Source organism: Streptococcus sp. CCH8-H5, assembly GCF_001556505.1.
Taxonomy (GTDB): Bacteria; Bacillota; Bacilli; order Lactobacillales; family Streptococcaceae; genus Streptococcus.
In genome coordinates this window covers 1-13,234 of the sequence record NZ_LSIZ01000120.1, presented here as the reverse complement: position 1 = coordinate 13,234, position 13,234 = coordinate 1, and the positions used below count along the sequence as shown (strand labels likewise).

Below are 13,234 nucleotides of genomic sequence, written 5' to 3'. Positions count from 1 at the left end.
GATGCGTTATATTACAGTTGAAGGACTGAGCTTCCAGTATGATGCGGAGCCCGTTCTGGACAATATTCACTATCATTTGGATTCTGGGGAGTTTGTGACCCTGACTGGGGAAAATGGAGCTGCCAAGTCAACGCTTATTAAGGCTACCCTAGGAATTCTCAAGCCTAAGAAAGGGACTGTGACGATTTCTGATATTAACAAAGATGGTAAAAAGCTTCGTATGGCCTATCTTCCACAGCAGATTGCCAGCTTTAATGCAGGTTTTCCAAGCACGGTATACGAGTTTGTTAAGTCTGGCCGTTATCCTCGTCAGGGCTGGTTCCGTCGTTTGACGAAACACGACTTGGAGCATGTTCAACGTGCCCTAGAGTCTGTTGGTATGTGGGAAAATCGTCACAAGCAGATTGGACATCTCTCAGGTGGCCAAAAGCAGCGTGCTGTTATTGCGCGTATCTTTGCTTCAGATCCTGATATCTTTGTTTTGGATGAACCAACGACAGGGATGGATGCAGGAACAGCCAATACCTTCTATGAACTCATGCACCACTCTGCCCATAAGCATGGCAAGTCTGTCTTGATGATTACCCACGACCCAGAGGAAGTCAAGGAGTACACAGACCGTAATATTCATCTGGTTCGTAACCAGAAATTGCCTTGGCGTTGTTTCAACGTCCATGAAAAGGATGGAGAGGAGCACAAACATGATTAGTGAATTATTAGCCTATGATTTTATGCAACGTGCTATTCTCGCCGTGATTGCTATTAGTATCTTTTCGCCAATTTTGGGGCTCTTCTTAATTCTTCGTCGTCAGAGCTTGATGAGTGATACGTTGAGTCACGTGTCCCTAGCTGGGGTGGCTGTTGGGATTTTCTTGGGACAATCAACCACTTGGATGACCCTTGTGGTTGTGGTTATTGCCGCTTTGGTCTTGGAATATCTCAGGGTCAGTTACAAGCATTATATGGAGATTTCAACGGCTATCCTCATGTCAATGGGATTGGCAGTGGCTCTTATTCTTAGTAACAAGGCGGGTAGCAGTAGCATGAGTCTGGATAGCTATCTTTTTGGTTCTATCATCACGATTAGCTCTGAGCAGGTTCATGCCCTCTTTGTGATTGCGGCTATTGTACTGGTCTTGACGCTACTATTTATTCGTCCTATGTATCTTTTGACCTTTGACGAGGACACTGCTCATGTAGATGGCTTGCCAGTACGTCTCATGTCGCTTCTCTTCAATATTGTGACAGGTATAGCGATTGCTCTGATGATTCCAGCAGCAGGATCACTTTTAGTTTCTACCATCATGATTCTTCCAGCAGCTATTGGTATGAAAATAGGTCAAACCTTTAAATCTGTCATTTTTTGGGCTATTGGTATTGGTTTGGTTGGCATGCTCTCTGGTATTTTTATTTCCTATTATTGGGAAACACCTGCTAGTGCCACTATTACCCTTATCTTCATCGCCTTCTTTGGTCTGGTATCAATCTTTGAACCTCTCTTAAAAGCAGAGTAAGTATATAGAAGAAAAGAGCTTGAGAAATCGAGCTCTTTTTGTGATATACTAAAGTGGTTTTTGAGAGAAGTTAAAATAAGAATGGTAGCTTTCTAGGCAGAAATGATGATTATATTTCTCTGGTATCCACTATCATTTGTAATAGTAACAAAAAAGGAGAAAACATGGAAATCTTTCTAACGAGTATATCGGGAATCCTAGTCATTTTGGGTATGATTTTAGTGGGATTCGTAATGGGTGAAAAAGGCTGGTTTGACGACAAGTCACGTGGTCTTATAGCTAAGCTAGTCACTCAAATTGCCCTTCCTTGTTATATGCTCTATACGATTACACAGCGTTTCACAGCGGCAGACCTACTTAAAATGTTGCCGGAATTGCGTTTTCCTACACTTTCTATGGTGATTTTACTCGGGATTGCGACAGCGGTGGCTAGAATTTTTGCAGTGAAAAAGGAGCGTCGTGGTCTCTTTATTTCCATGTTTTTTAATTCGAATACCATTTTTGTGGGGCTCCCTATCAATCAAGCCCTCTTTGGCGACGCTAGTATCCCCTATGTTCTTATCTATTATATGTGCAATACGACCTTTTTCTGGACCTTGGGGACCTACCTCATCCAACGTGATGGGGAAGGAGACGCTGAATTTGATTTAAGAACAAGTCTGAAAAAAATCTTTTCCCCCCCTCTAATGGGCTTCATGTTAGGCCTTCTTATTGTTATCCTCCATATTAAATTACCAAGCTTTTTAGCCAGTGACTTGCAGTATTTAGGTAGTTTGACGACTCCTTTATCTATGATTTTCATCGGTTTGTCAGTATCCAATGCAGGTGTCAAGCAGTTGGTTCTTAAAAAGGACCAGTTACTGATTTTGCTGGGACGCTTTGTGGTTGCTCCTCTCTTAATGGCTACCATCGTATATTGGGCGCCCCTCCCAACTTTGATGAAGCAAGTTTTTATCATCCAGTCGGCTATGCCTGTCATGACCAATGCTCCAGTCGTTGCTAAACTATATGGGGCTGATAGTGATTACGCTGCTGTCATGGTTACTGAGACTACCCTTGCTACCATGATTGTAATTCCAATTTTGATGGTCCTTATGGCTTAAAAATAATCAAGTAACCCCGGTTTTTCTGGGGTTTTTTAAATTTGTAAAAAAATTCAAAAAAAGTTTACGAAAACGCTTTACAAATTGTAAAAAGATGCTATAATAATTACATAAGTTATGCAAACGTTTGCATCAAAACGTAGGAGGAAATGAAATGAATAAGCTAAAAGAAAAATTTGGCTTTGAGTTCTGGCAAAAATTCGGTAAAGCCCTCATGGTTGTTATCGCGGTTATGCCAGCAGCAGGTCTCATGATTTCTATCGGTAAAACGATTGCCATGATTAATCCAAACATGGCACCACTCGTTATTACTGGTGGATTTCTTGAGCAGATTGGTTGGGGGGTTATCGGTAACCTTCACATCTTGTTCGCCCTTGCCATTGGTGGTAGCTGGGCTAAGGAACGTGCAGGCGGTGCCTTTGCGGCAGGTCTTGCCTTTATCTTGATTAACCGTTTGACTGGTTCAATCTTTGGTGTTACTTCAGATATTCTTGCTGATAAGGCTGCTACAGTCCACACCATTTTTGGTCAATCAATCAAGGTATCTGATTACTTCATCAGTGTTTTGGAAGCTCCAGCCCTCAACATGGGTGTGTTCGTAGGTATCATCTCTGGTTTCATCGGAGCTACTGCCTTCAACAAATACTATAACTTCCGTAAATTGCCAGAAGCTTTGTCATTCTTCAATGGTAAACGCTTCGTACCATTCGTAGTTATTCTTCGTTCAGCTATCGCAGCTATCGTCCTTGCTATCGTATGGCCAGTTATCCAATCAGGAATCAACGGCTTCGGTATGTGGATTGCCAACTCAAAAGAAACTGCTCCAATCTTGGCACCGTTCTTGTTCGGTACTTTGGAACGTCTTCTCTTGCCATTTGGTCTCCACCACATGTTGACTATCCCAATTAACTACACTCAATTGGGTGGTACTTACCACGTATTGACTGGTGCCGCTAAAGGTACTGAAGTATTGGGTCAAGACCCACTCTGGCTTGCTTGGGTTACTGACCTTGCAAACCTTAAAGGTGCACACCCAGAACAATACAAACACCTTCTTGAATCTGTTACACCAGCCCGCTTTAAAGTTGGTCAAATGATCGGTTCATTCGGTATCTTGATGGGTATCGTCGTAGCCATCTACCGTAACGTCGATGATGATAAAAAACATCAATACAAAGGGATGTTGACTGCAACTGCACTTGCAACATTCTTGACAGGGGTAACAGAGCCAATCGAGTACATGTTCATGTTCGTGGCTACTCCACTTTACATCGTTTATGCTTTGGTACAAGGATGTGCCTTTGCCATGGCTGATATCGTTAACCTTCGTGTTCACTCATTCGGTTCTATCGAGTTCTTGACACGTACACCACTTGCTATTAACGCTGGTTTGGCGATGGATATCGTTAACTTCATTTGGGTAACTGTACTCTTTGGTGTTATCATGTTCTTCATCGCGAACTTCATGATTAAGAAATTTGACTACGCTACACCAGGACGTAACGGTAACTATGAGCAAGGTGATGATGCTCCATCAGAATCTGCTGGATCAGCAAGTGCTGGAACAAGCTCAGCAAGCTCACAAGTTATCAACATCATCAACCTTCTTGGTGGACGTGCTAACATCGTCGACGTTGACGCATGTATGACTCGTCTCCGTGTTACTGTTAAAGATGCTGATAAAGTCGGAACTGAAGAACAATGGAAAGCTGAAGGAGCTATGGGTCTTGTCATGAAAGGACAAGGGGTTCAAGCTATCTATGGTCCTAAAGCAGACGTATTGAAATCTGATATTCAAGACGTTCTTGATTCAGGTGAAGTTATTCCTGAAACACTTCCAAGTCAAATGACTGCTGTTCAAAAAGCAGAAGCTACCTTCAAAGGTGTGACTGACGAAGTACATTCAGTTGCTGATGGTCAAGTTATCAACATCGAAGATGTTAAAGACCCAGTATTCTCACAAAAAATGATGGGTGACGGTTTCGCTGTAGAACCAGAAAACGGTAAAATCGTTTCACCAGTAGCTGGTAAAGTGACAAGCATCTTCCCAACTAAACACGCTCTTGGTTTGGTAACAGACAATGGTCTTGAAGTTTTGGTTCACATCGGACTTGACACTGTTAGTCTTGAAGGTAAACCATTCGACGTTAAAGTTACTGAAGGTCAAACAGTTGCTGCAGGTGATCTCTTGGTTGAAGCGAACCTTGATGCTATCCGTGAAGCAGGTCGTGAAACATCTACAGTTGTTGTCTTTACAAATGTAGATGCAATCAAATCAGTTAAAGTAGAACATACAGGTAAATTGGCTGCTAACGCTCCAGTTGCAAAAGTAGAACTTTAATTTGCTAAACGATAAACAAGCAGACAGCCCTTGGGCTGTTTTGTTTGTAAATGACCCTATGTCATTTCTAGATGCAAGTCAGAAGAGGGATAAACTTATGAAATTTCTAACTTTAAATACCCACAGTTGGATGGAAGAAGATGCAGAAGGGAAATTCCAAACCTTAAAGGAACAGATTCTTAAAGCTCAGTATGATATTATTTGCTTCCAAGAAGTTAACCAAGAAATAGAGACTTCTGTTGTAGACACGGATGATTACTATCATGCACTTCCATCAGCAACACCAATCCACCAAGATCACTTTGTCCGTCTTCTTGTGGAAAAGTTGGCTGAAGAAGGTCTTCAATACCATTGGACTTGGGCTTATAATCACATTGGTTATGATCACCTTAATGAAGGGGTTGCCGTCTTGTCACGTCAACCATTGACAGCTAGCGAAATCTTGGTTTCAGATGTTGATGATCCAACTGACTACCATACACGCCGTGTAGCAGTTGCTGAAACCACTGTAGATGGCCGAGAAGTGGCTGTTGCTAGTGTTCACCTTTCATGGTGGGACAAAGGTTTCCAAGAAGAGTGGGTACGTATTGAGGAACGTTTCAAAGCTATTGGAAAACCACTCATCCTAGCAGGTGACTTTAACAACCCAGCAGGTCGCGAAGGTTATCAAGCCATTTTGGCTAGCCCACTCAATCTTCAAGATAGTTTTGAAGTAGCTAAAGAAACAACTGGTAGCTATACAGTTGGACCTGGTATCGATGGCTGGAAGGGCAATGAAGAGCCTTTACGTATCGATTATGTCTTTGCAAGCCAAGAGTGGACAGTAAATCGCCTTAGTGTCATTTTTGATGGAAACAATCAACCTCTAGTAAGTGATCACTATGGCCTTGAAGCAGACCTTGCATTTAGATAGTAACTGTAGCCTATCTTGACCTAATAAGGGTAAAAAGTATTGTCAAAAGATAAATAAAAGAGTAGAATAAAGGGTAGAATTGATTTTTTTAAAGGAGAAACTAATGGCTCATATTACATTTGATTATTCAAAAGTATTAGACAAATTTGTTGCACCACATGAAGTGGAATACATGCAAGCACAAGTTACAGCAGCAGATAATGCTCTACGAAACGGAACAGGTCCCGGAGCAGAAATGACAGGCTGGTTGAATCTGCCTGAAGAATATGATAAAGATGAATTTGCTCGTATTCAAAAGGCGGCTGCTAAAATCCAATCTGATAGTGAAGTGTTAATCGTCATCGGTATTGGAGGATCTTATTTAGGGGCACGTGCAGCGATTGATTTCTTGAATAATTCTTTTGTAAATCTACAAAGCAAGGAAGAACGTAAGGCACCTCAAATCCTCTATGCTGGAAACTCTATCTCATCAAGCTATTTGGCTGATTTGGTAGACTATGTATCAGACAAAGATTTCTCTGTCAACGTTATTTCTAAGTCAGGAACAACTACAGAGCCTGCTATTGCTTTCCGTGTCTTCAAAGAACTCTTGGTTAAGAAGTATGGTCAGGAAGAAGCAAATAAACGGATTTATGCAACTACAGACCGCGCTAAAGGTGCAGTTAAGGTTGAAGCAGATGCTAATGGCTGGGATACTTTTGTAGTGCCTGATAGTGTTGGTGGTCGTTTTACAGTATTGACAGCAGTGGGACTCTTGCCAATCGCAGCTGCAGGGGCTGATATCAGCAAGTTGATGGAAGGAGCAAATGCTGCTCGCAAGGCTTATGCTTCTGATAAGTTGGCTGAAAATGAAGCATATCAATATGCAGTTGTACGCAATATCTTGTACCGTAAAGGTTATCTGACAGAAGTTCTAGCTAACTACGAACCATCATTGCAATACTTCTCAGAATGGTGGAAGCAATTGGCTGGTGAGTCAGAAGGTAAAGACCAAAAAGGTATTTACCCAACTTCAGCGAACTTCTCAACAGACCTGCACTCTTTGGGGCAATTTATTCAAGAAGGAACTCGTATCCTCTTTGAAACAGTTATTCGTGTAGATAAGCCTCGCAAAAATGTGTTGATTCCTGAATTAGCAGAAGACTTGGATGGCCTTGGCTATCTGCAAGGAAAAGATGTTGACTTTGTCAATAAGAAAGCAACAGATGGAGTGCTGTTAGCTCATACAGACGGCGGAGTGCCAAATATGTTTGTGACCCTGCCTGAGCAAGATGAGTTCACTTTGGGCTATACTATTTACTTCTTTGAGTTAGCTATTGCTCTTTCTGGCTACCTGAATGGTATCAATCCATTTGACCAACCAGGTGTGGAAGCATACAAGAAGAATATGTTTGCCTTGCTTGGTAAACCAGGCTTTGAAGAGCTTGGTGCTGAGTTGAATGCACGTCTTTGATTCTCATATGCTTTGAGTTCATTTAGAATATAAAAAGATCCACAAGTTCATTTCTAGTGGATTTTTTAGTACAAGCCTCTTAATTAGTTTATTAATTTTTTGAACAGTGTAAAAAAGAGTGTCTTAATTCTTTTATGAAAGCGCTGTATAATTGCCTTGTAAATAAAATTTGAGAGGTATCAAAATGAATGATTGGTTAGACATTAAAGGCAAAACAGTTCTTGTGACGGGTGCGTCATCTGGGATTGGTAAGGCAATAGTCGAAGAATTGTTGGAATTAGGAGTCAATGTAGCGAATTTTGATCTTAGCGACAACGATTTGCGTCACCCGAATCTATTATTTGTAAAAGTTGATGTAACTTCTCGCTCTGAAGTAGAAGCAGGAGTCGCTAAAATAGTTGAAAGATTTGGCAATATTGATGCGGTAGTCAATAATGCGGGGATTAATGTACCTAGATTATTAATCGATGCAGAAAATCCTAAAGGTCCTTACGAGTTGGACGATGAGACGTTCGAAAAAATAACAATGATTAATCAAAAAGGTTTGTATTTGGTTAGTCAGGCAGTAGGACGTATTTTAGTGAAAAATGGAAAAGGTGTAATTGTGAACATGGCTTCAGAAGCAGGCTTGGAAGGTTCTGAAGGACAAAGTGCCTATGCTGCAACAAAAGCAGCAGTCTATAGTTACACTCGTTCATGGGCGAAAGAGCTTGGTAAGCATGGTGTACGTGTGGTTGGAATTGCTCCAGGAATTATGGAAGCTACGGGACTTCGAACTCTTTCTTATGAGGAAGCTCTTGCTTATACCCGTGGAAAGACGGTAGAAGATATTCGAGCTGGTTATGCTTCAACCTCAACGACTCCATTGGGACGGAGTGGGAAACTACGTGAAGTAGCTGATCTTGTAGCGTTCTATATTTCAGACCGTTCTAGCTATATAACAGGTGTCACTACAAATATTGCCGGAGGTAAAACTCGCGGATAAAACAATGAAGGTGGGGAAGAGAGTTGACCTTAGTAAATCGATGGTATAATATTTTAGACAAAATGGTTTCGCAGCCAACTTATTCCTTGGTAGATATGCGCTCAGAACTGGATATTAGTTTGCAAACCTTGCAAAAGAGTATCCAACAATTAAATGATGTTTTGGCTCCTAATATCCAGATTATCTCACAAGATGATCTGTTAATGTTGGAAGTGTATGACTATACAGAGTTGGAAAGGATTTTATCTGGTAGTTTAAAACAGGAGAGTGACTTCAATTCTTCCAGTAAAAGAATTGCCTATTTGCTAAAACGTTTAATTGAGTCAACCTCCCCTCTTCTTATTGACGACTTGGCTGAGGAAGTAGGTGTTAGTAGAAGTACCCTTAATAAGGATTTAAAACAAGTAAAATCTTTGGCAGAGAGTTACTCTATTACTATTTCAGGAAAGCCCAACCGTGGGCTGGAGGTCTTGGGGAGCGAGCTGAATTTGCGCTTGCTCTATATTCACCAAGTGGCTCCTTACTTTGAAGAAAGGACACTCACTGAGGCAACCTCTTCTTTTCTGGAGACGCTAGTCCAGGACTATAAAATCCCTAAAGAAACACAGGAACTCCTTCGAAAGACCATTTCAATTATGGTGGAACGTATTCATACATCTAAGGTGTTGAATTGTCCTATTCCTTATTATAAGAATGATTTAACAGAGACACCTTTGGCTGAGAAATTAATCTATCATATTGAGATGACTTATAAGATTTCCCTCAGTCAGTTTGAAATAGACTTTTTGTGTTTTCCGTTTAATGTCCGTTTTATTGACACTTTAAGCAAGCCGTCTTATCAATCTGAACAGGTTGCAAACATTTTTCAAGGGATTGTCAAGAAAGTCAAAGAAACAATGTTGGTTCACTTTGATGATGAAGAATTATTTGAAGAAATAAAGTCTCATCTAGGCGCTTTAATCAATCGACTGATTTTCCATGTGCAAGCTAATGATATATTTCATGGCGAGGTTCAAACTCAATATCCTTTTGCTTTTGAAATGGCGAAAATTGCTGGAGAAGAACTATCTGCAATTTTGGGTTCAGAATTGGAATTATCTGAAATCGGATATCTGGCTTTGTATTTTGAAATGATTTTAAGAAAGCAAAATTCTGCTGTTAAGGGTTCTCGCAAGCAGATAGCTGTAGTTTGCACAACAGGAAGAGGAACCGCTGCGATGATTATTCAGCAACTCAGACGAGTCCTTGGAAATGATGTAGACATTACTCAGTATTCTGAAGAGGATTTTAATGTGGAATTGAATCAGGACTATTTCGCGATTTTTACGACAGTTCCTCTAAAATATAAAGATTCTAAATCTCCAGTCATTCAAGTTAATCATCTTTTTGATGATCAATGGCTGCAGGAAGAATGGCAGAAAGCCAATGCTTTTCATCAAAAAAATCTAGAAACAGTTAGCTTACGCTTTCTTCGATTAAGCCCCCAAAAAACCTATCAGCAATACTTGCTAAATATGGTTGCAGAGTTAGGGAAACTTCAGATGATTGATAAAGGTTTTATAGAACGGATAATTGATAGGGAGAAAAAGCAATCAACCATTTTTGGTGGAGGAATTGCCTTCCCCCATACAATTAACCAGGGTTATGCAAAGACTATTTTAATGTTTGGAAAACTAGAAGAGCCTTATCAAAAAGGAGATGAATGGATTGAATTTATCTTTCTAGTCGCCATTCCCTCAGAAATTGAAACAAAAATGGAAAGTGAATTACTGGAATTGTATGATGATATTTTTAGAATTGCAGGAGAGCCTTCTCTGAAAGAGGCATTGAGATCGGTAGAAACAGAGACAGAGTTTCTATCATTTTCTAAGAGCAAAGGAGTATTTTAATGAATTCGCTAATAATTTTCGCCGTATTTGTAATGGCAGCTTATATATTTCAAATGTTCCTCGGCTGGCAGCAACTCAAAGACTTCAATAAGACCTATACGATGCTCCGAAAACTGGGTCGCGTAGCGATTGGCAGGAAGTCCGGAAGAATCAAATCCGGTACGATTGTCATGTTCGCGGTTGATGAAAACGGTCGGGTTCTTAAAGCTAGCAAAATGCAAGGAGTCACAATCTTAGCGCGTTTTCAAAATATGGACGATTATGTTGGAGAAGACATCCATTATTTTGACAAGTATAATCCTCTTGTGAGAAAAGAAAATAAGTTGATGCAATCAGCCATAGAAGATGCTAGAAAAGTCTATCTTTTGCATGAGGCAGGTATTGAGAAAGAGACAAGTTCATCTGATTCTTTTTTGGGATTTGGCTTTTATGCGAATTACTTACAATTATCTATTAAACAGTTATTAAAAAAAAATAAGAAAAGGGGTTCCTTATGAATCACATTACAAAATTTGCAGAGAATTTTATGAAACTCTTCCAATTAGGTGGAGAAACCTTTATTAGCTGGATGACAAATATTGTACCGCTTGTCCTAATGCTATTGATTGCAATGAATACCCTTATCGCTTTCTTGGGAGAAGAGAAGGTCAATTCCCTGGCTAAGATTTCTGCCAAAAATCCTGTTAGCCGGTATATGATTTTACCTTTCATTTCAGCCTTTATGCTGGGGAACCCGATGTCAATCAGTATGGGACGTTTTTTACCAGAATATTATAAACCTAGTTTTGTAGCAGCTCAGATGCAGTTCTGCCACACTTCAAATGGTGTATTTCCGCATATCAATCCTGGGGAATTGTTTGTATGGATGGGAATCGCGACAGGGATTCAAACTTTAGGCTTGAGTCAAATGGACTTAGCCATTCGTTACATGCTTGTTGGGATTGTCATGAACTTTGTAGGTGGCTGGGTAACAGATTTTACAACTGCTTATGTTGCGAAACAGCAAGGGGTTACCTTGAGTAAAACATTTGATTGATAGAAAGAGTGAATTTATGTCATATAAGAGTATAAAAGTTGTTAAAGGAAATGGCGGTTTCGGAGGACCTTTGGTCATTACTCCTAGTGAGGCAAAGCATAAATTTATCTATATCACTGGCGGCGGAGAAAAGCCAGATATTGTGGATAAAATTGCTGATTTGACAGGTATGGAAGCTGTTAATGGATTTAAAACATCTATTCCTGATGAGGAAATTGCTTTGGCAATTGTAGATTGTGGCGGAACTCTTCGCTGTGGAATCTATCCTAAGAAGGGGATTCCGACGATCAATATTGTCGCTACAGGTAAAAGCGGACCTCTAGCTCAGTATATTACAGAGGAAATCTATGTATCAGCAGTTGGTCTTGATCAAATTTCCGCTGCTAATGAAGATGAAAAAGCGACAACGGTGGTTACTGAAAAACCAACTTACGATACTAGTAAAAAAATCACAGAACAAAAAGCAGAAACAAGTATTGTAGCAAGAATTGGGATGGGGGCTGGTAAGGTTGTTGCGACTTTCAACCAGGCTGCTCGTGAAGCCATCCAAACAATGCTCAATACTATTATTCCTTTCATGGCCTTTGTTTCTTTACTAATTGGGGTTATTCAGGGTTCTGGTGTTGGAAATTGGCTGGCAAAACTAATGGTTCCTCTAGCTGGGAACATTTGGGGACTCATTTTGATTGGCTTTATCTGTTCCTTGCCATTCTTATCTCCTTTGTTGGGCCCTGGAGCTGTTATCAGTCAGATTATCGGAACCTTAATTGGAGTCGAAATCGGAAAAGGAAATATTCCGCCTCAAATGGCTCTGCCAGCTATATTTGCTATCAACACTCAAAATGGCTGTGATTTCATTCCTGTAGCACTTGGGCTATCTGAGGCGAAAGCTGAAACTGTTGAGGTTGGTGTCCCTTCTGTTCTCTATTCACGTTTTCTCAATGGTGTTCCTCGGGTCTTAGTAGCTTGGGTCGCTAGTATTGGTCTTTATCAGTAGAGCATGGTTAGGTTGTGCACACATATAAAAAATAGTATCTTAAACTTATCTATTAGGAACATGAAAGATTAGAGAAAGGATGGATCGGAATTAGATGAAGAAAATTTTTGAAGCTAAAGTAATTCAAGTGGGACCTGAAGCTCAGAATATGATTCAAGACGCTAATATGCTCATTTTATTTGGAGAAGAAGCTCCGGGAGACTTAGCAGAGTATTGTTTTAAGATTGATAACAAAAATCTGCTAGGTTCAATACTAGAAGGCGGCAAGCTGGTGGTAGATAATCAGGAATATTCGATTACTGCCGTGGGAAATGTAGTAGAAAAAAATTTAACTGGACTGGGCCATATCACTATTTCTTTTGATGGTTCAAAAGAGGGCAGTCTGCCGGGCACTCTCCATGTTGCAGCAGACCAAGCAGTAGTAATTGAGAAAGGTTCTACCATTCAGATTTTCTAAGTAGCTCAAGTAGGATAGAAAATCAAATCCTGTAAACTATCAAAGCAGCAGCCTAAAACTAAACGCAGCCTCCCTTAGGGGAGGTTCGGATTGAAGACAAAGTCCTTAGAAGACACTTTTCTAAGGGCTTTTCTTTTTGTAAAGTTGTATAATAGAGGTAAGAAAAGTTGTGAGGTGCTAGCTATGTTTCACAAAGAAAAACCTGATTATCATCGCTGCCAATATGGCTTCTATACGATAGACGAATTGGTCCCAGAAGATCACTTTCTTCGCCAATTGGAATCAGAGGTTGATTTCGACTTTATGATACTGTCAATAATTTTGTGTAAACACTCAAGTAGAGTTATAGAGTGCTAATCAAATAAGCTTTCAAGTGTGTCAGAACATTGTCCAAACCCTTTATGGATTCGTTGACTTTGCTTGAAATTATAATCTTCAAACAAAGTAACTAAGTAACGTTCCAGAGCCTCCTCGTTAGGAAAAAGAACCTTCTTTTTCGTTTGACGTTTGATTTCTTTGTTAAGAGACTCAATGAGGTTTGTCGAA

13 protein-coding genes are annotated in these 13,234 nt (G+C 40.2%); 12 read left to right on the top strand and 1 reads right to left on the bottom strand.

Going from position 1 to position 13,234, the window contains the following annotated elements; genetic code table 11:
* The first annotated feature begins 1 nt into the window (after position 1).
* The 12 genes from AX663_RS08430 (at position 2) to AX663_RS08375 (ending at position 12,688) form a co-directional block, all read left to right on the top strand.
* Positions 2–709 carry a metal ABC transporter ATP-binding protein gene (locus tag AX663_RS08430; RefSeq protein ID WP_037600153.1) on the top strand — a complete coding sequence of 236 codons (708 nt, stop codon included), beginning with the start codon at positions 2–4 and terminating at the stop codon, positions 707–709.
* Positions 702–1,514 carry a metal ABC transporter permease gene (locus AX663_RS08425; protein WP_037600154.1) on the top strand — a complete coding sequence of 271 codons (813 nt, stop codon included), beginning with the start codon at positions 702–704 and terminating at the stop codon, positions 1,512–1,514. The genes AX663_RS08430 and AX663_RS08425 overlap by 8 nt, the downstream gene beginning before the upstream one ends.
* A gap of 164 nt (positions 1,515–1,678) precedes the next feature.
* The gene (locus AX663_RS08420) at positions 1,679–2,617 is read left to right on the top strand and encodes an AEC family transporter (protein ID WP_037600155.1); all 939 of its coding nucleotides are present in this window, start codon (positions 1,679–1,681) and stop codon (positions 2,615–2,617) included.
* A 154-nt stretch (positions 2,618–2,771) separates the two neighbouring features.
* On the top strand, positions 2,772–4,958 hold the full coding sequence (locus tag AX663_RS08415; protein WP_037600157.1) for a PTS transporter subunit IIBC: 2,187 nt from the start codon (positions 2,772–2,774) through the stop codon (positions 4,956–4,958).
* Positions 4,959–5,055: 97 nt separating this feature from the next.
* Complete coding sequence (locus AX663_RS08410) at positions 5,056–5,871, top strand: endonuclease/exonuclease/phosphatase family protein (protein ID WP_037600399.1); 816 nt, start codon at positions 5,056–5,058, stop codon at positions 5,869–5,871.
* A 103-nt stretch (positions 5,872–5,974) separates the two neighbouring features.
* A complete protein-coding gene (locus tag AX663_RS08405) occupies positions 5,975–7,324 on the top strand; it encodes a glucose-6-phosphate isomerase (RefSeq protein ID WP_022496539.1) in 1,350 nt (449 codons plus the stop codon).
* 184 nt (positions 7,325–7,508) lie between these two features.
* Positions 7,509–8,309, top strand: a complete 801-nt coding sequence (locus AX663_RS08400; RefSeq protein ID WP_022496540.1) for an SDR family oxidoreductase — start codon at positions 7,509–7,511, stop codon at positions 8,307–8,309.
* Positions 8,310–8,371: 62 nt separating this feature from the next.
* The gene (locus AX663_RS08395; RefSeq protein WP_079119902.1) at positions 8,372–10,198 is read left to right on the top strand and encodes a BglG family transcription antiterminator; all 1,827 of its coding nucleotides are present in this window, start codon (positions 8,372–8,374) and stop codon (positions 10,196–10,198) included.
* Positions 10,198–10,695, top strand: coding sequence for a transcriptional regulator GutM (locus tag AX663_RS08390; protein WP_022496542.1), 498 nt, complete (start codon positions 10,198–10,200; stop codon positions 10,693–10,695). The genes AX663_RS08395 and AX663_RS08390 overlap by 1 nt, the downstream gene beginning before the upstream one ends.
* Positions 10,692–11,234, top strand: coding sequence for a PTS glucitol/sorbitol transporter subunit IIC (gene srlA / locus AX663_RS08385; protein WP_022496543.1), 543 nt, complete (start codon positions 10,692–10,694; stop codon positions 11,232–11,234). The genes AX663_RS08390 and srlA overlap by 4 nt, the downstream gene beginning before the upstream one ends.
* Positions 11,235–11,250: 16 nt before the next feature.
* Entirely contained in the window at positions 11,251–12,231 is a 981-nt protein-coding gene (srlE, locus tag AX663_RS08380) for a PTS glucitol/sorbitol transporter subunit IIB (RefSeq protein ID WP_022496544.1), read from the top strand.
* Positions 12,232–12,325: 94 nt separating this feature from the next.
* Positions 12,326–12,688: a PTS glucitol/sorbitol transporter subunit IIA gene (locus AX663_RS08375; protein ID WP_022496545.1), complete on the top strand. Its 363-nt coding sequence runs from the start codon at positions 12,326–12,328 to the stop codon at positions 12,686–12,688.
* A 353-nt stretch (positions 12,689–13,041) separates the two neighbouring features.
* Here AX663_RS08375 and AX663_RS08365 read toward each other — a convergent pair.
* Positions 13,042–13,234 (bottom strand): transposase (locus AX663_RS08365; protein ID WP_197414216.1); only part of this gene is annotated, 193 nt, incomplete at its 5' end.